At 55.0% G+C, this 18,225-nt stretch carries 13 protein-coding genes; 4 read left to right on the forward strand and 9 right to left on the reverse strand.

Annotated features, from left to right (window positions below; all coding sequences use genetic code 11):
- Positions 1–67: 67 nt before the first annotated feature.
- The 4 genes from AC2IAX_RS17710 to deoC form a co-directional block, all read right to left on the reverse strand.
- Positions 68–1,213, reverse strand: a complete 1,146-nt coding sequence (locus tag AC2IAX_RS17710; protein WP_494388622.1) for a glycosyltransferase family 4 protein — start codon at positions 1,211–1,213, stop codon at positions 68–70.
- 419 nt (positions 1,214–1,632) lie between these two features.
- Complete coding sequence (locus tag AC2IAX_RS17715; protein WP_494388623.1) at positions 1,633–3,153, reverse strand: MFS transporter; 1,521 nt, start codon at positions 3,151–3,153, stop codon at positions 1,633–1,635.
- A 74-nt stretch (positions 3,154–3,227) separates the two neighbouring features.
- Entirely contained in the window at positions 3,228–4,130 is a 903-nt protein-coding gene (recO, locus tag AC2IAX_RS17720; protein ID WP_494388624.1) for a DNA repair protein RecO, read from the reverse strand.
- Positions 4,127–4,864 (reverse strand): deoxyribose-phosphate aldolase, encoded by a 738-nt coding sequence (deoC, locus tag AC2IAX_RS17725; protein ID WP_494388625.1) that lies wholly within the window; start codon positions 4,862–4,864, stop codon positions 4,127–4,129. The genes recO and deoC overlap by 4 nt, the downstream gene beginning before the upstream one ends.
- A gap of 1,023 nt (positions 4,865–5,887) precedes the next feature.
- Between deoC and AC2IAX_RS17730 the strand changes: the two genes are divergently transcribed.
- Complete coding sequence (locus tag AC2IAX_RS17730) at positions 5,888–7,651, forward strand: ATP-binding protein (protein ID WP_494388626.1); 1,764 nt, start codon at positions 5,888–5,890, stop codon at positions 7,649–7,651.
- Between the two features lie 76 nt (positions 7,652–7,727).
- Here the strand turns inward: AC2IAX_RS17730 and AC2IAX_RS17735 are convergent, their stop codons facing one another.
- Positions 7,728–8,363, reverse strand: a complete 636-nt coding sequence (locus tag AC2IAX_RS17735; RefSeq protein WP_494388627.1) for an ABC transporter ATP-binding protein — start codon at positions 8,361–8,363, stop codon at positions 7,728–7,730.
- A 126-nt stretch (positions 8,364–8,489) separates the two neighbouring features.
- Between AC2IAX_RS17735 and AC2IAX_RS17740 the strand changes: the two genes are divergently transcribed.
- Entirely contained in the window at positions 8,490–9,476 is a 987-nt protein-coding gene (locus AC2IAX_RS17740; protein ID WP_494388628.1) for a Sll0314/Alr1548 family TPR repeat-containing protein, read from the forward strand.
- 475 nt (positions 9,477–9,951) lie between these two features.
- Here AC2IAX_RS17740 and AC2IAX_RS17745 read toward each other — a convergent pair whose 3' ends face one another.
- From AC2IAX_RS17745 to AC2IAX_RS17755, 3 genes are all read right to left on the reverse strand, one after another.
- Positions 9,952–10,350 (reverse strand): hypothetical protein, encoded by a 399-nt coding sequence (locus tag AC2IAX_RS17745; protein WP_099535019.1) that lies wholly within the window; start codon positions 10,348–10,350, stop codon positions 9,952–9,954.
- Between the two features lie 339 nt (positions 10,351–10,689).
- Positions 10,690–12,177 (reverse strand): polyphosphate:AMP phosphotransferase, encoded by a 1,488-nt coding sequence (gene pap / locus AC2IAX_RS17750; RefSeq protein WP_494388629.1) that lies wholly within the window; start codon positions 12,175–12,177, stop codon positions 10,690–10,692.
- A gap of 189 nt (positions 12,178–12,366) precedes the next feature.
- On the reverse strand, positions 12,367–12,531 hold the full coding sequence (locus AC2IAX_RS17755) for a hypothetical protein (protein WP_494388630.1): 165 nt from the start codon (positions 12,529–12,531) through the stop codon (positions 12,367–12,369).
- Between the two features lie 363 nt (positions 12,532–12,894).
- Here AC2IAX_RS17755 and AC2IAX_RS17760 point away from each other — a divergent pair, with 363 nt between their 5' ends.
- Together AC2IAX_RS17760 and AC2IAX_RS17765 are read left to right on the forward strand one after the other, a co-directional pair.
- Complete coding sequence (locus AC2IAX_RS17760) at positions 12,895–13,908, forward strand: hypothetical protein (protein WP_494388631.1); 1,014 nt, start codon at positions 12,895–12,897, stop codon at positions 13,906–13,908.
- A 448-nt stretch (positions 13,909–14,356) separates the two neighbouring features.
- A complete protein-coding gene (locus AC2IAX_RS17765; RefSeq protein WP_494388632.1) occupies positions 14,357–16,246 on the forward strand; it encodes a hypothetical protein in 1,890 nt (629 codons plus the stop codon).
- Positions 16,247–16,296: 50 nt separating this feature from the next.
- Here AC2IAX_RS17765 and AC2IAX_RS17770 read toward each other — a convergent pair whose 3' ends face one another.
- Positions 16,297–18,216 (reverse strand): ABC transporter ATP-binding protein, encoded by a 1,920-nt coding sequence (locus AC2IAX_RS17770; RefSeq protein WP_494388633.1) that lies wholly within the window; start codon positions 18,214–18,216, stop codon positions 16,297–16,299.
- Between the last annotated feature and the right edge of the window lie 9 nt (positions 18,217–18,225).

Raw genomic sequence — 18,225 nt, forward strand, 5'->3', positions numbered from 1 at the left:
TTCGCTTTTACCTTTTACCTTTTACCCTTTGCTTTTTACTTTTTGCCTTGTGTTCTTTGCGTGTTCACTAACGCACCAGAGGCGATCGCTTCCGTTTCAAAATTTCCCCGTAAAGGGCTTCGAGTTGGTTGAGGTTGCGATCGAGGGTGTAGCGCTCCAAAACACGCTCCCGGGCCCGCTGGCCCAGCAAGGCGGTGATTTCCTCATGTTCTGCCAGCATGGGCAGCAAGGTTCGCAATTGTCCATAGACTTTTTGCGGATTGAGGCGAATTCCGGCTCCCTGTTCGATCGCCTCGCCATCGGCCCCCACCTCGGTTGCCAAACAAGCAACCCCGCAGGCCATCGCCTCCAGCAACGAGAGAGACAACCCTTCCACTAATGAGGGCAGCACAAACACATCGGCGGCCCGCAAGATGTCGATCCGGCGACTTTCGTTAGCCACATAGCCCATCCATTCCACCCCATGCTCGGGGCCATAGAACGCTTGGAGGGAGGCTTTCAGGGGGCCGCTGCCAACGATCGCCAGTTTGCAATGGCTGGGCATTTTCGCTTTTTTCCAAGCCTTCAGCAGGGGTTCAACGTTTTTCTCTTGTGCCAGACGGCCCACATAGACAAAGAGGCGATCGCACCCCAATTCCCGTTTCACTGGCGAGGGGCCGGGGGCATATTTGAGCACATCAACTCCATTGGGAATCACCGCCACTCGATCGCCCTCAACCCCCAGCTTGATCAGCATATCGCGCTGAATTTGGGAGAAGACGATCGTGCAGTCATAGCTAGCTAAAAAGGGTGCATAGAGTTGATAGGTTAGCTGTTGAGTGCCGGAGGTGAAATTGCGTAATTTTTGATCGAAAGCAGGGTGAAAGGTGGAAATTAGCGGCAATTGTAATTCGTCGCAAATTTCTGGCAAAACAAAATCCAACGGCGAAAGGGTCAAGGATGCATGGAGCAAATGGGGACGCAACCGGGTGAGAGATTGCGTCAAAACCTTGCTGGCCCCAAAGGTGGGCAACGTATAAATTTGGGATTTATAGAGATAGGGAAGCGGGACTTCTTTCACATCCCGCTGTGCTTCGTCTTCGGTTTCTTCTTCTTGGGCAAAGTGTAAAAAGCTCACCTCGTGCCCCCGATCGCGTAATGCGTTCGTGATCTCTCGGCTGTAGGTGACGTTGCCGCAAAATGGAGATCGTTTACCCAACCAAGCGACGTGCATGGAATCCGGAAACCTGAATTAGCGAAAATGATTGGGCTAATGAATTGGTGAATTCACCCAATCAAGAGGAACTCAACAACGGAAATTTAACAACAGAGATTTAAAAACAAGAGTTCAACAGCAAGAATTCAGCAACACAAATTCAACAACAAGAATTTAGTAACACAAACTCAAAAACACAAACTCAACAACAAGAATTTAGCAACACAAACTCAACAACACAAACTCAGCAGCAGAAATTCAACAACACAAATTCAATAACACAAATTCAGCAACAAAATGCATACCGGGGGAGCGCTTAGAGGATGTCTGAAAAGCCAAAATTGCTACTCTGTACGCCCCAGTGATCGACTTAGACAAGGGGCTTAAGCCCCTTGTCCCTGCGGCTATTGGTGCTTGCCCGTGCCAAAGAATACTTTTCAAACATCCTCTGAGGTCGATCGCTGCAAACTCGTAACGGAAATATACCAGGTTGCTACGCCGCCTGCGATTGCCAAAACGGCCAACAACAGCAGCACCGCAGGCAACCCCCAATAGGCTTCGGCCACGCTGGAGAGGGCCAGGGGCAAACTGAGGGCCACGTTTACGGCGTTGTTTTGTAAGCCAAAGACTTTGCCGCGCATTTCCTCGGGGGTTTCGTGCTGGATGGTGGTTTGCATGGGGATGCCCACGAAGGCGGCGGCGGCTCCCAGACAGACGATCGCGGTCACTGCGCCCCAGAGGTGGGTGGCGGTGCTGGCGAGGGCCACGAGGGCCGCTCCCATGCCAAAGGAACCGAAGAGGGCTGATCGGGTGTAGGGCCAGCGGCTGCCAAATTGACCGAGCAGCAAGGCTCCTACCCCCAAGCCTGCGCTCCCGGCCGCCAACAGCAACCCAAATTGGGAGGCTTTGATGTCGGGGATCACTTCCGCCATCCGCACGGCCAAAACCGCCAGGGCCGCGAAGATCGAAAACAGGATCGTGAGTTGAATCAGGGCGTTGCGGATCATGGGGCGATCGAGCAGATAGCGAAACCCGTCGCGCAAATCGTCCAGGACGTGGGGGCGTTCGATCGTGTGGTCTTCGGGAGCTTCGCCGGTTTTCATCCACAGCAACAGGCCACCCGCGATCGCGTAGCTGCCGCCAATTAGCAGTTCTTGGCCCAAGTTTTCCCCTAGCCCCCAACGAGCAACCAGATGATTGGCCAGGGCCAGCAGCGGTTCCCCCACGGCAAACCCGACGATCGTGGAGGCCATCATGGTGGTGGTGTAGAGAGAGTTGGCCGACAGCAGGTGTTGCGGTGGCACGATCAGGGGAATGGTGGCTTGCTCGGCGGGGGCAAAATATTGGGTGAGGGTGGAAACGCAAAAGGTCATGGCCAACAGGGCCCCAAAGCCGATCGGGATGCCCATCACCTCCGGGCCGTCGGCCGTCAGGGCCAACACCACCGGCAAGGCCAACACCAACAGCCCGCGCACCACATTGGTGACCACCAGCACCGTTTGTTTTTGCCATCGATCGACATAAATTCCCGCCAGGGAACCGAACAACACGGCCGGAATCGTGAAGGCGATCGTGATGGCGGAAACCCAGCCGCTGATGGTTTGGCCGGGTTCTTGGAACCGGGCGGCCACGATTGAGATCGCCATGATCAGATAAACCTTATCTGCCAGTTGCGAAAACACTTGCCCACTCCACAGGGCCAGGAAGTTGCGATTTTTCAGCACCGGCAAAAATCCCGTTTCTTCGGGATCGGCGGAGGCGGGTTCGAGTCCTTTCTCCTTGGCCAGGCGAGCTGCCTCGATCGCCGCCTGATCATGGCCCGCCCCATGCAGCACCAGTTCGGCCAACTCGTCCACCTCTTCCGTGAGCCGCTTTTTCAGGGGCAACGGTTGGGGGGCTGGTTGGCTCTTGTGCAGTTCCGCTGGGGGCGTGTCGGGTTGGGACGAAGTGGGGGACATGGGCGATCGGGGAAAAGATGGCAAGCGATGGAATCGAGTCGGCAACGGGCCCTAAACCGGTGGTTTGTGGAGAATTACACCAAAGCAGGCGGGGCCAGGGCCGTGTTCAGGTAGGTTTCCAGGGATTTGGCCGATCGAATCCCCTGTCCAAAATGATATTGGGCATAGTGCCGTAACAGACGCTCCAGCCGCTGCCAATGGCGCAGGGGATCGGCCAAGGTTGCCCGATCGCTCGGTGGTGACACTGCAAATAAATCATTCAGGCTTTGCCACTCGGTGGCCGTTAAGCGCAAGGGCGAAAACTTGACGGAGACTCCCGAGCTGGGCAGCACCCTTGTGGGTTGCCGTGCCGCCAGCCAGGCCATGGCCTCCGGATTGTCCAGGGCCGCCAGGTCGATCGCCCCGCCCGCAGCGGCACTGAACCCCACCCGCCAATGGGGATCTGTCCAATCGGGGGCGATCGGGCGTTCCGTTAAATTGCACTGGCCCAACTGCGGAGCCACTCCCGCCACCGCCAACAGGCGACCAATCCCGGCGCAGAGGATTGGCAACAACTGACCCAAGGCCGCCACTCGATCGCTCGGTAAAGGCAGCGCCTCCAAATCATGGAGATCCTCATTCAGGGTTGTGAACAAATCCGGTTGGGGATGGCCATCCAAGGCCTGGGCCAAGGCCAACTCGGCCCAATATTGAGCCGTGATCAGCTTCCCCAAATCCCTTGTGAGACCCGCATAGGCCGTGATCGATTGGGCTTGAGCAATGCGATCGAGACTGCGCCCACGGTTCACGAGCAGCTCATTCACCACAAACAGATTGCTGCGGCCCCCAATTTTTGATTTCGGCTTGCGTGCGCCGGGGGCCACTGCCCGAATTAACCCAAATTCCAAGGTCAAAATCGTCAGCAACAGATCCGACTCCCCCAACGGCACGCCCTTGAGGTTGATGCCCGTCGCCGGGTAGGTGCGGGAATGGTTCATGCGGTGGGCGGCTCCTCCGTTTCGGCAGCCCAACCGGCCGCTCGATCGCGCCGCAAGAAGTCCACCCCGCGCGATGTGCCCAAACGGGTGGCCCCGGCCTCAATCAGGGCGATCGCCTGATCCGTGGTGTGGATGCCGCCGGCCGCCTTAATCCCAATCCGGCCCCGGGTCCAATCCTTCAGCAACCGCACATCCTCGATCGACACGCCCCCATTCCAGCCCGTGTGGGTTTTCAGGAATGCCGCCCCCGCATCCATGGCAATTTCCACCGCCAACTGTCGCTCTGCCGCCTCCAGCAGCGACCACTCCACAATCACCTTCACCAACGCGCTGGCGCTGGCCATCTCCACAATTTCCGCAATTTCCCGATGCACCGCGTCGGCCGCACCGGCCTTCAGCCAACCCAGATTCAGCATCACCTCCAACTCCCGCGCCCCCTGCTCCAGGGCTTCTTCTGCTTCCACGCACTTGGTTCGGGTGGTGGTGGCTCCCGAGGGAAACCCGATCGGGCAAATCACCACCGGTTGCCGATTGTGCAACAAGGACACCGCCTGGCGTACATGGGTGGGCATCACACAAACACCCGCAAAACCAAAGCGATCGGCCTCCGCGCACCACTGTTCCACATGCTGCGGCCCCGCCGCCGGGTGCAACAGCGCATGGTCAATGTATTGGGCCAGGTCAATGGTTTCAGCCAGACGCTGATTCGTCTGTTCGTCAAAAGCGAGGGTCATCAAGGTTAATCCACGTTAATCCACTGGATCCACCGATCCAAAGGCAGGGCCACAACGGTCAGGATTTCCCTATTTTGTCGCAGATTTGGTGCGATCGGGCCGCCCCAGCCCCATCACCCGCTGGCCTCATCCCGATCGGGCGATTGTCCAATCCACATTTCGGATTCAGTTGGTTTGCTCCTCAGCAAGGGGTTAAATCCCAATCGATAGGGTCACAATTCCTAGTGATCTCGATCAATATCCCAAGCGGCCGCAATTCTTTATACTTCTCAGACCTCATTAAAACTCGAAGTTGATGCTTTAATCGGCACTCAAAATATCAGCACTGACAATTGCCTGATCGTTCACTCATCAGCCTTGTCAACTGCTCGATCGCGCTTATCCTCTTGACCAGATCAGTCCAAGATTGACTGATCAACTATTCACGGATCAGCAATTCACGGATCGATCGCCACGGATCATCCTGAATTCTCATCCTTGCTGATGAACAACCAAGAAACCCAAGGCAGCTTGCGATCACAGCTCTGGCTGACTGCTGAATTACCGCCCAAGTGATCATTGTCACAAAAAATCATTTGAACCCAGAATTCAAATCATCATCAACAGCAATCTTAAGAGGATGTCTGAAAAGCCAAAATTGCTACTCTGTACGCTCCAGTGATCGACATAGATAAGGGGCTTGAGCATCTTGCCCCCACAACTATTGGTGTTTGGTACGGGTCAAAAGATACTTTTCAAATATTCTCTAATGAATGCCAAAATGATTAGCCTAGGTTTAATTCGAGATAAATATTTTTAAAACTTTCTTGTATATTTTTATTGTTTCGCTTTTTGTGCAAGAAGATCGATCTTTATACATTATCTGTGTATTCTTGTATATTGAGTATATTTCCATATGCAGTTTGTGATCGGCATCTCTTCTTGTCTTGAATATTGACTGACAAATTTTTGTTGCTTGTTGAAGTGAATTGGCTACGGACGTTGATTATTTAAGCCCTTACCGACAGAATCAAGCCCCTAACCATGATTCATCTGTCAACGCTGTTTCGAGTTTCCCAGGCGATCGCTCGCACCATCGAAATCAACGAGCTGCTGCAAGTGTTGTCCAGCCATGTTCTGGAATATTCAGGCGCAGAAAAATGTGCCCTGCTTCTATTGCAAGATGGTGAGTGGGAACTGCGGGCCCTGGCAGACTCTCGAGGGGTGCAGCTAACAACGTTACCGCTTGCACATAGCCAAGACGTGCCCAGTAAGCTCATTCAATATGCAGAAACGCACCTAAAACCAATTGCTATTGAAAATCTTTGCACTGATTTGCCTGTCATTGGCAATTATTTAAAGATTCATCGCCCTCAGAGTTTGCTCTGCTTGCCATTGCTGAACCAAGAGACTCTATTGGGCATTTTATATCTGGAACATCGATCGGCTCAGGGACTCTTTACGGACGATCGACTCATGGTTTTGGATTGCTTGGCGAACCAGGCCGCGATCGCCCTAGATCATGCAAGACTTTACCAAACCGTGCAGCGCAATGAATCTCGGTTGCGGGCGGTGTATGAGTCTAATAATGATGCGATTATGCTCTTGAGCGAAAAGTGCTTTGTGGATTGTAATTCGGCGACGTTGGCTATCTTTAAGTGCCCAGCAAAATCAGAATTTTGTGGTAAGCATCCTTCACAAATTTCTCCGGAATATCAACCCAACGGGCGCTTATCGAGCGAAGCAGCCACTGATCATATTATGACGGCACTCACCCGGGGCTATGACCGTTTTGAGTGGCAACATTCCCGCTGGGATGGCTCGGAATTTATTGCCGAAGTGCAGCTTTGCCGAATGGAAATAGATGATCAGGCAATTTTGCAGGCGATCGTCCGGGATATTAGCGATCGAAAAGCTGTGGAAGCGGCCATTCGCCAAAAATCTGAAGAGTTAGAACAGGCACTCTGGCAACTGCAAAAGACACAATTGCAATTGGTGCAAATTGAAAAAATGTCGGTTTTGGGCAATTTGGTGGCCGGGGTAGCCCACGAAATCAATAACCCGATCGGGTGCATTGTGGGCAATGTCAGTGTCATGCGGAACTACGTGACCGATTTAATCGAAACCTTGGATCTCTATCAAGCCAATTTTCCTGAGCCGGGCATCACCATTGAGCAGCAACTAGATGCGATCGACCTGGACTATTTGCGGCAAGATGTGCCGGATGTGATGCAAGCCATTAAGGATTCAGGCGATCGAATTGCTGCCATTAGCCAAAGTTTAAGAACGTTTTCGCGAACCGATGGAATAGAAAAGCAACTTTTTAATGTGCATGATGGGCTTGATAGTACGGTCTTGATCTTGCGACATCGGCTCAAGGCCAATGAGCAACGACCGAAAATTGAAGTGGTGACCCACTATGGCCAATTGCCGGAAATTAACTGTTTTCCGGGGCAACTCAACCAGGTTTTCATGAATATTTTGGCCAACGCGATCGATGCGATCGATGAATTGAGCGAAGGCAAAAGTTTTCAAGAATTAGCCCAATCGCCGCACCAAATTACGATCAGCACAAGGGCGATCGAGTCGAGAATTCAAATTATGATTGCGGATGATGGGCCGGGGATGCCCCCTGAGGTGCAGCGGCGAATTTTTGACTATATGTTCACCACCAAAGAAGTGGGCAGGGGAACCGGCCTAGGGTTGGCCATTGCCCATCAAATTGTGGTGGAAACCCATGACGGGGCGATCGATTTGCAATCCCAAGTGGGCGAAGGCAGCACATTTACGCTCACTTTGCCCTGTTGAACGCCTGGCGAAAGGCTCGATCGAGAACCGAAGAGGATGCCTGAATGGGTCTGAGCTTTGGGGCGATCGACAAAGGCTATGCCGTAGGGGTGGGCATGAGTTGCCCTTGCTGAAGCTGCCAACAGCGATCGGCCACATCTAATAGGTCACTGGGATCATGGGTGACCACCAATAAAGTCCAGTGGGCCTTCAATCGCGACAGCAAACCGGCCAACTGTTGTCGCATGGACCAATCCAAACCGGCGGTGGGTTCATCCAACAGCAAAATGCTGGGTTGACGAATCAGTTGCACCGCCAGAGCCAAGCGCCGTTGCTGGCCACCGCTGAGGGTGTAGGGCGAAAGATTCAGGGCTAACTGTTCCAACCCCACAGCCGCCAAAGCCTCGTGAATTTGCTCTGAGCTAATTTCCGGGTGGCCCAGCCGCAACTCTTCGAGCACGGTGGAGCCGCAAAAATGCCGCTCAGGAAATTGAAACACTAACCCCGCTAACTGTTGCAGGGACTCGGGAAAGAGGGGACGATCGCGCCACAGCACTTGTCCGCTGGTTTGGCTGGCCAAGCCGGCCAAAATTTCCAACAGGGTGCTTTTGCCGGAACCGCTGGGGCCAATCACCAGGGTCAGTTGTTGGGGAACCAATTCCAGATTCACTTGGTGCAAAATGGCCTTGGCGGCGGCGGCGGGGTGATAGCTAACGGAGTCCAAACGCAGCATGGAAGAAAGGGGGCGCGGAGGTGGATCGGGCCCTATTGTAGGGGGCTAATCAACGGCTCGAATGAATGATTCAACGCATGTTCGATTGTTCGATCCGATATTTCGATACGTTCAGGAGTGATGGTTATGGATCTCGGCCGCTTTGTTGCTCAAGGGCGATCTCCTGTGGTGGCCGATCGCGCTCGAAAGCGATCGACTCGGCCTCGCCTGTCTCGATCAATGGTAATTGCTTGGGCTGCCGGGGCGATCGGGTTGTGCTGGGGCTGGGGTGCTCTGCCGGCCGGGGCGGATCCGTTCCGGTCTCAAAATCCTCGCCCCGTGGGCGATCGGGCGGAGGCGGCCTTCGTCATGCTGTTCAAAAACGGCAATTACCCCGCCGCCCGCCGTTTAGCCCAAGAGGCGATCGCCCAAGAACCCCAAGAGCCTTTGGGCTATGCCTTAGCCGGTGCATTGGCCTATCTCGATGGCCAGTGGGATCAGGTGCAAACCGCCGCCAACCAGACCCTCGCCGCCGCCAACACCCTCAAAGCCACGGATGCCCTGCGCGGTAACCTCTATATCGGCGTGGGACATTTTTTGGAAGGGGCGTTTATTGTGTCCGAAGGGGGTCGCGGCCCCCTTCAGGGCGCACCCGAAGCCTTGGCCAAACTGTCCCAGGTGAACGAAGCTTTGGATGCAGCGGCGGCCATCAGCCCTAACGATCCGGAACTGAACTTGATTCGGGGATCGCTGGATGTGTTGTTGGCGGATAACTTGCCCTTTGGCAATGTGGATGGGGCTGTGAACTCCCTCCAGCGGGGCAGCCCCGACTATGTGGTCGATCGCCTGTTGGCGGCCATTTACCGCCGTCGCAAAAACTTTTCCCAGGCGATCGCCTCAGTCGATCGCGCCTTGGCCAAGAGTCCCCAAAATCCCGATCTTTGGCATCTGAAAGGGCAAATTCTCTACGAACAAGGACGCAGCAGTCAAAACCTGGAGTTGCTGAAACAATCGGAAGCCCTGTTTTTGCAGGTGTTGGCCCAGCGGGAGCAGATGCCCCGCGCCGTGATTCGGCACTTGGAAAAAAACGAGTTGCGGCGAGTGCAGCGGGAAATTCGCAACCTGCGCGGCTAATTTGGGCCCCTAATTTGGAATCAGTAGACCTCTTTCACGAAAACCCCTTTCCTTCAGATCGGTTGATCAACGATCATCTTGTAGGTTGGGTTGAGGCACGAAACCCAACAGCAACAAGCCTTGCAGTGATCGAGTTGAGTTGAGCTTTGCGAAACCCAACCTAACTAGCGTGACAGGCTTAATGTATTGGGTTGAAGTTGCGCAGTCAGTCGTGGTGACAAGGGGCTTAAGCCCCTTGCTGCTTAACGATCAGGTGACGGTAACAGTCATATAATTTGACCCGGTGAATTAAGGCAGTCGCGCTACTACCAGAGAACTTCGGTTGTTCGGTTAGGGCCGGAATCCCCATGCCTTTAGGGAGGATGTCAAAAAAAGCAGGGGCCGAAGCCCCCTGCTGAATGGGTACTAAATCCTGAATCTTGCTGAAATCTTGCTGAATCGATGATTTGCACCTGTTTGGTCGATCGACTCAGCCTTAGCGGCGACCCATATCCCGGGCCATATCCTTGAAGCCATTCAGGCTGGGGCCCGGACGACGACGCGGCGTGTTGCTGGGCACAAACTTTGATGCAAAAGCCGTTTCCGGCGGCAGGGTCACCGGAGCCGGAGCGGGCTTGGGTGGCTCGGGCGGCTTGGCCGGGGCTGCGGGGGCTGCGGCCTTGGCTGCTTTAATGCTGGTTTTGGTGCTCTTGGGGGCTGGGGCCGGCGCTTCCGGAGCGGCGGCCACGGGGGCTGCCGGTTCCGCAACCACAGCGGGTGCTTGGGGAGCCGGGGCGGCCGGGGTGCTGTCCCCCGTACCTTGTGCATCACCAATTTCCAAGAAGAAAGCGTCTTTTTGGGAACCGAAGAGGTTCTTCAGGGGGCCGATCGGCATGGTTTGGTCGTCAGGTGAGTGGTGGGGTTTTGGCCGTTGCGAGAACCGTTGCGGGATTGCTGAGGCGATCGCAAGTGAGACAGCGCCCTGACACTCCACGCAGGAAGCGGCTCTGGGGCAAGGTTCAGGGGCGATCGCCAAGACAGCAATTGGGCCGGCTGCTCATTCACCTGTAAAGGCGGTCTTTACAGACTAGGTACAATTGCTTACAAAATGCAATGTTTCGCAACACTTGTTCTCAGCATTGTATCTGTCCTCGGTTCGATCGACGAGGGGCCATGGATGATTGTCTGGAATTGATGTTTTGATCGCTGGTGTTTCTAAATTTTGCCTCACTCGCTAGCGAGTGAGGCGACGTTCGATCGCGTCGGCCACCGCCGTGGCCACCGCAACCCGTGCAAAATACTTATCCTCTGCGGCAATCAAAGTCCAAGGAGCCAAGGGCGTGTGGGTTCGTTGCACCATTTGGTTCACCGCCACCGAATATAGGGGCCATCGCTCCCGATTTCGCCAATCTTCGTCGGTGAGTTTGTATTGCTTGAAGGGATTGTCTTTGCGTTCCTGAAACCGGCGCAGTTGCTCCTCTGGGCTGATGTGCAGCCAAACTTTCACCAACACCATGCCGCTGGACATTAATTGGCTTTCAAATTCATTAATTTCCTGATAGGCCCGTCGCCACTCTGTTTCGGTGGCAAATCCTTCAATCCGTTCCACCAAAACCCGCCCGTACCACGATCGATCAAAAATCCCGATCGTGCCCGCCGCCGGTAACCAGCGCCAAAATCGCCATAGGTAGTGGTGCGCGCGCTCCTCCGCCGTGGGGGCCGCAAAGGCATGAACCGCATAGCTACGCGGATCCAACATGCCCGTTAACCGCGAGATGGCTCCCCCCTTGCCCGCCGCGTCCCAACCTTCAAACAACACCAACACGGGTAACCGCTGGCGATGGATTTGCATTTGCAGCGATCGCAGCCGGGCCTGCTGTTCTGCCAGCTTCCGTTCATATTTACTGCGAGACAGGGCTTGACTGAGGTTCACCCGCGCCAGCAAGTCCGGTTCACCGGGATGCAACTCCGCTTGGGCCGGCAGAACGGGCGGAGGAGAGGCTTGGCTGCGTTGGCGATCGAGCGCTCCGGCAATGGTGGCAATGGTTTCGCTCAACACTTTGATCACCGCCCAGCGGCGACTGTTGCCTTCCACCAAGGTCCAAGGAGCTGCTCCTGTGCTGGTTTCCGCCAGCATCGCTTCCGCCAAGTCTCGATATTGGCGATAGTGCTTGGCCTGTTGCCAATCTTCCGGTCGCACCCGCCAAGCCTGAAAAGGATCCGCCTGGTATTTCTTCAGGCGCTTTTTCAGCTCATCACGGCCGAGATGAATAAAAAATTTGGCGATCGCCGCGCCTTCATCCGCCAACTGTCGCTCAAAGGCATTCACCTCTCGGGTGGCTTCGGGAAACTGTGGATCCGGCAGCCGGCCAAACAGGCGATCTTCCAGCAGGTGGCTATACCAACTGTGATAGAACAGCCCGATCGTGCCCGCTTCCGGCAACCGCAACCAAAAACGCCGCAACCAGGGAAATCCCAGCTCATGGGGTTCGGGTGGGAAAATTGGATGAACCTGAAAGCCGCGTGGATCCAAGGAGTCGCGTAATTCCTTGACGATTGCTCCTTTGCCCGCCGCCGCCCAGCCCTCCAGGGCAATAATCACCGGTAATTGGGCCTCCCGACAGTCCGCTTGGAGCGATCGCAACTGAAGAGCCAAGCGATCGCGCTCTGCGACATAGGTTGCCTTGTCCAGCTTCAGGCTGAGATCCAACATGTCCAGCATGGCTTGTCCTCCAGGCGAGCAGTGGCACGAAGCAACGGCAGCAAGCATAGTGAATTGCGGGCGTGACGGAGCCTAATGCGCAATCACCGCCCTCGCCAACCACAGCAGCGCGGCCTTGTGCTTGTTGCCATCAATTGCCACAACCTTAGCGATTGCTGTTCCGGTCTGCTGCAAAACGTAAAGAAGACTTTAGTCGAGCAACTCCTCAGCCCGATCGTCATCCATCCAAATTGCCGAGAAAGTGGCCGCAATTTGCCGAAAACAGCCCGATCGGCAAGCGTTCGATCGGGCCACCTGGCAGGGCGTGATTGACGAAATTTGGAGGTCTTGCCCGCAAGTTCCATTAAATTTCAAGCAGGTTTCAAAGGAGTTTTGTTGAGTTGCGATTCAAAAATTATTAAATCTTGATCAATGTTTTTGATTGTTAGGAATTTGATCATTTTCAATTTCGGTTTTGATCAATGTCCTATGAATGCTTGGTGTTGATTAGGATTCAATAATTTTGCCTGTGATCTATGCTCTATCTACGCCTTAAAACCTTGATTGGAATTTCTTGGCCGGACAACTCAGGCCATCCAACTCATTCTTAGCCAATTGAATCAAAGCCGCTGCTTTTGGTTATTCATTGCTTGGATTTGAGGTCAAGGATTTCCAAATCAAAATTCAGGGCTAGGGGGGTGCTCATTACGATTATTACTCCCTGAGTTGGTAATGGGTATGACTGATTCTTGGCGCGATCAGATGCAGTCGGTGGTTTTGGAGCTAGGGCAAATCTCGCTACGAACGGCAGAAGCGGTTCAATGCCTCTCCAGTCAGCTCGATCGGCTGAGTCAATGCTTGGAACAGCAGGGTGAGTTTTTGCAGAAAACCTTGCAGCAACAGGGACAACAAATCGAAGAAAAGATCGAGCGCCAAATCGAGCAACAACTTGAATTGCAAAGCTGGCAAATCCAGCAACAATCGAAAGAGATTCATCAACAGGTGAATCAGCAAGTTAATCAGAAAATTGAACAACAAATCGAACAGAAAATTGAACAACAGATTGGACAACAGATTAGTCAGCAAATTGATCGACAAATTCAGCAGCAAATTATGCTGCAAAATCAGCAAATGCAGCAAATTCAGGAACAGGGGCAACAATTGCAACAGGTTCTAGAGCAATTCTGCCAACGCACTCTTGAACAACAGGGGCAATATTGGGAACAGCAGGGGCAGCTATTGGCACAACAGAATCAACATTTGCAACAGCAAGGACAGCAAATTAAACAGCAGGAATATCAGGTGTTTGCCCTTTGCGATGTGTTGCAAGCTCTGGTGAGTCAGCAAACGGCTACGCATCAAGCGATGACTCAACTGATAGACCGGTGGACGATCGCAAATCGATCGCCCGCGCCGGTTGAGGCATTACGCACCCTGTCGCCTTGGGTCAATGCCGGAACAACAGGAGTTGATGGATTCGTTGATGGATGTACCAAGGGCGATCGCATCGATCGATTGGATAACACCCAGGGAACTGCGAGCGTTGGCAACCCTACGGGATCCGATAGCTCCGTGGACTTCGTGAACTCTGGGGACTCTGGGGCCGATCGCGGGACATCCCTTGCGGTTCCGCCAACCCTCTGGCCAATTTCGGAGCCGATCGCCCCTCCGCCTTTTGAGGGAAATCCGCCTTTAGCGCCAACCCCACCCTATGAAGATGTATCCTTTGCTACTGGCTACTCGGTTGGATAGTTCGCTGCGATATGATGGGGCCCAAAACCGCTTAAAGTGTTCTTAATTCGCCGTTTGAACCGGATATTTCCCGGATTGTTCACTGCCTTGAGGAATAGTGGATTTTACGGTGGGCTTTCGTGGATGGGAGTCGATCGCGCCTGAAGACCCTCGCGCCTGAAGATCACGGCCATGAACCGAGAAGTGGAATTCAGACGCTGTGATTCAGAAGTTACGATTCAGACGTTCAGAAGTACGGTATCCCTAACCCCCTGGCAGAGCGATCGCGCCATGTGTTCTGAAGTTGCTGCCGTAGTTGCCGCCGTACAATGGCCATGGGGTTTTTCGGCCCCATGGGGTTCATCCAAAGCGATCGGCATCCTGACCCATCCGGTTGCAGGCCGTTGATCTGTGCCAGTAGTTGTCGTGAAATATCGATGTTTTGTATTGCCTGAGGTTAGCACCGCCGGTGTCTGCCCAAGAGTCGTTACCGTCCCCGATCGATCCTCTCGTTCAGCCCGATCCTGAGCGAGTCTTTGCGCTGATCGATCGCATCTTGCCGTTTGAAGTTTGCCTCTATCACCAAGTCTTGCCCCTAGACCTGCAAGACAATCAAATCATTTTGGGCGTGGTGAATCGCGACGCGGACTTGAGCTATGTCCAGCGGATGCTCGCTCACCTGAATGATCAGTTGGTCTACCGCCCGATCGCCCTGGAAACTCAACAGGAGCTGCTTTCCGCGTTTTTGAGCTACGACTGCCAGCGAAAGTCTGAGGGTTACGTAGAACCCAGCCATTCTGAATCTTGGCAACCCTCCTTGGCCAACCCCCAGCCGAACGCCGCTTCAGATTCGCCAGCGGCCTCGTTGGGCCATGGCACTTTGGGCGCGGGAACGGATTCCGGGCCGCTGGATCCGGAACTGCGTCCCCTGGTGGAAGTTAGCGATTGTCTTTCGGATTTGCAACCGGCCTTGCCAACGATTGAGTATGGCTCCGTTGTGGGCGACTTGATGGACGATTGGGAAGACGACGAACTGGATGAGTTGGGAGAAACCATCAGCGCTCCCGCAGACTTTGCGCACTGGAATCAGCTTGGTGCTCTGTCGTCCCCAGACGAGCCAAATCCAGACGATGACATGGAAACTCAGCCGGTCGATTGGTTTCAGAGCGATGACAACTCCGAACCATTTGACCCTTGGGCCAGTCCTCAGAATTGGTTAAGCGCTGGCAGTTCTGAAGAGCATCAGTTGCATCACCTGGCGGCGCATCCCTCACTCGTGGATCCAAGATCAGTGGATTTGGGAGCAGCGGATTTGGGAGTGATGGATTTGGGAGCGGTGGATGTGACCGAAACTCTGGTGACAGCGGCCCAAAGTACCCCAGATCCTGATTGGCAACAATTGCACCGGAAGGGGGAGTTAGCGGAAGCCTGCGGCTCCCCTTCGCTGACATCGGATGATATTCCGGATCTACCTATGGATACCCTTACGAACCATGCAGTGGTGACTGCCAGTGAACTAGGCACAGGACAGGGCGCGGCCCCTTCCCTGGTGCCCGTCGATTTATCTACTGAGCGACCGACCAATGGCCCCGTAGATTTACCGGCGGAGTTGGCGGAGTTGGAGCAAGCTTTGGTGCAGGCGTTGGAGCGCTCGACTCCGCCGGCCCAAACCGCTGTTCCGAGTGCTTCGGAGGTGGAGGCTGCTTGGATTCATCCCACGGTGTCCGTCCCGATCGAGTGGGCAGACTTAAACCCCAGCCCCTTGGTGTTGCACACCCGCTATGCCGATCGCCCGCTGTCGGAATTGGGAGATTTGCCGCCTCGGGCCCTGATGCAGGAGTTGTTGCAACGGGCGATTGAAGGGGGAATTGGCCGGCTATATTTTGACCGCCCTGAACTCGATCGCACCCGAATTCTTTGTAGCCGCGATGGGATTATGCAAGCGGCCTTGGATCCCTTGCTTCCCTCCACCTTTCAAGGGGTGATTGATGAGCTAAAGTTGCTGGCTAATTTGCCCCTGTTACCTCCCGTGGGGAAACCGCGCCAGGTTGAAATCGAGCGCATCTATCGCAGTGAGTTGCTGTTGCTGCGGTTGCGAATTGCGCCGGGCCGGTTGGGCGAGGAGGCCACGTTGCAGGTTTTGCGGGGAGCGGCCTTGAAGTTTCATCAGCGCCAACAGCTCTCGAAACTGAGCCAAGACGCGATCGACCTGACCCGCCAACTGCAAAAGAAGCTGGCAGAGATGCAGGTGCGGGCTTCCCTGTCTCAAGACTTCAACCCCCGATCGCAGGAGCTGACGCAACTGATGGGAGTAGTGCAGCGGTTAATTGAACGGCTGGGCAACTGGCGATCAATTTAGGCGCTCGCCGTGCTGCGGGTCTCTCCAGACGGGTTTGTTTTAGTTGGCGCTCAGGAGGCCTGCCGATCGGGTTGGGGGTGAACTAAGGGTCGATCGAACCGGCCCTTGGGAATGGCTGCGATCAGTTGGCGCGTGTAATCTTCCCGAGGATGGTCATAGACCTGATCGGCGGGGCCCAATTCCTCAAACCGGCCTTGGTTCATCACGGCGATTCGATCGCTCATGAACTTCACCACGCCCAAATCATGGGAAATGAAAATGTAAGTCAGACTAAATTCGCTCTGTAATTCCTTCAGCAAATTCAGCACCTGCGCTTGCACCGACACATCCAACGCCGACACGGACTCATCGCAGATCAAAAACTTAGGATTCAAGGCCAGCGCCCGGGCAATGCAAATCCGTTGGCGCTGACCGCCGGAGAATTCATGGGGATAACGGTTCATCCAGTCGGGCTTGAGGCCCACCCGCTCCAGGAGGTAGGCCGCCTGCTCGCGATACATTTTGCGGGCGGGTAGGGGGGTGGTGGTTTTGCCTTGGGCATGGATCAGCATCGGTTCCATGACCGCCGCCCCGATGGTCATTCGGGGATTCAGGGAACTGAAGGGATCTTGGAAGATAATTTGCATTTCGCGCCGCAAGGCCCGTAGCGCTTTGCCCTTGAGCTGCAAAATATCCTGGTCATCAAAACGAATTTGGCCGCCCATGGGTTCAATCAACCGCAGGAGCGATCGCGCCAGGGTGCTTTTACCGCAACCACTTTCCCCCACCAGACCCAAGGTCTCCCCGGGAAACACATCAAAGGACACACCATTCACGGCCAAGGCGTGCCGCTGGGCCATGCCCAGCCAACCCTTGACAGCATAGGCCACGCGCAAATCCCGTACCGAGAGCAGGGGTGGCAGTGCTTGGAGCTTGGTGAGTCGATCGCGCGTTTCGTCCGGTGGAATGGCCAGGGCGATCGGGGTTTGGGGCGCAAGGGACGTGGCAGAGGAACCCGGTTCGATCGGGGCTGAATCCCGCGCTGCTGCACTCAAAAAGTCCGCCACCGTGGGCAAATAGCGCAGCCGCAGTTCTGGCCGCGGCCGGCAAGCCAGTAGCCCTTGGGTGTAGGGATGTTGGGGAGCGGTAAAAATCTGCTCCACGGATCCCTGCTCCACCAACTGCCCCTGGTACATGACCGCCACATCGTCCGCCAGTTCTGCAATTAGCCCCAAATCGTGGGTGATGAACAGAATGGACATGGCGCGGTGGCGTTGCAACTCCCGCAGCAGCTCCAAAATACGTGCTTGAACGGTCACATCCAAGGCGGTGGTGGGTTCGTCGGCAATCAAAATCGCCGGGTCGCCGGCCAGGGCGATCGCGATCGTCACCCGCTGGAGCTGACCACCGGACATTTGGTGCGGGTAGCGATCGAGCATGGCCTGTTGGCGTTGGGTCACGGCCTGTTGCAACTCCCGATCGCTGGGATTGCCATTGCGCCACTGATCGCGAATTTGGGCCCGCAGTTCCAACTCCGGTGGCAACAATTTCACCTCTTGCAACAGGGCGATCGCCTGTTGTCGGGCCGCCGCCTCCGAAAGGCCCCGATGCAATCGAATGGCTTCAATGATCTGAAACCCACAGGTATAGACCGGATTCAGGGCGCTCATGGGTTCCTGAAAAATCATGCCAATCCGTCGCCCTCGGTAACGCCGCAGGGCTTCCGGTGAAAGCTTCAGCAAATTCACCGCCTCTTCGGCATTAGGTTCTCGATACCAAATGCCATCCCCCCTGACGCGACCTAATTCGGGCAGCAACCCCGCGATCGCCAAGGCCGTGACGGATTTCCCTGAGCCGGATTCTCCCACCAGTCCTAAGGTTTGGCCCGGCTGTAACTGCAAGGACAACCCATCCACCGCTCGCATGGCCGATTCACCGGCACCAAATTCCACTTGCAGATTGCGAATGTCAAGGACGGGGGGGATGGTCATAGTTGCAGA

This window comes from Limnothrix sp. HT2024 (assembly GCF_059138625.1).

Bases quoted from the DNA above. Each gene is read 5' to 3' on its own strand.
- AC2IAX_RS17710 (WP_494388622.1), bottom strand. From the start codon at position 1,213: ATGCACGTCGCTTGGTTGGGTAAACGATCTCCATTTTGCGGCAACGTC.
- AC2IAX_RS17715 (WP_494388623.1), bottom strand. From the start codon at position 3,153: ATGTCCCCCACTTCGTCCCAACCCGACACGCCCCCAGCGGAACTGCAC.
- recO (WP_494388624.1), bottom strand. From the start codon at position 4,130: ATGAACCATTCCCGCACCTACCCGGCGACGGGCATCAACCTCAAGGGC.
- deoC (WP_494388625.1), bottom strand. From the start codon at position 4,864: ATGACCCTCGCTTTTGACGAACAGACGAATCAGCGTCTGGCTGAAACC.
- AC2IAX_RS17730 (WP_494388626.1), top strand. From the start codon at position 5,888: ATGATTCATCTGTCAACGCTGTTTCGAGTTTCCCAGGCGATCGCTCGC.
- AC2IAX_RS17735 (WP_494388627.1), bottom strand. From the start codon at position 8,363: ATGCTGCGTTTGGACTCCGTTAGCTATCACCCCGCCGCCGCCGCCAAG.
- AC2IAX_RS17740 (WP_494388628.1), top strand. From the start codon at position 8,490: ATGGATCTCGGCCGCTTTGTTGCTCAAGGGCGATCTCCTGTGGTGGCC.
- AC2IAX_RS17745 (WP_099535019.1), bottom strand. From the start codon at position 10,350: ATGCCGATCGGCCCCCTGAAGAACCTCTTCGGTTCCCAAAAAGACGCT.
- pap (WP_494388629.1), bottom strand. From the start codon at position 12,177: ATGCTGGACATGTTGGATCTCAGCCTGAAGCTGGACAAGGCAACCTAT.
- AC2IAX_RS17760 (WP_494388631.1), top strand. From the start codon at position 12,895: ATGACTGATTCTTGGCGCGATCAGATGCAGTCGGTGGTTTTGGAGCTA.
- AC2IAX_RS17770 (WP_494388633.1), bottom strand. From the start codon at position 18,216: ATGACCATCCCCCCCGTCCTTGACATTCGCAATCTGCAAGTGGAATTT.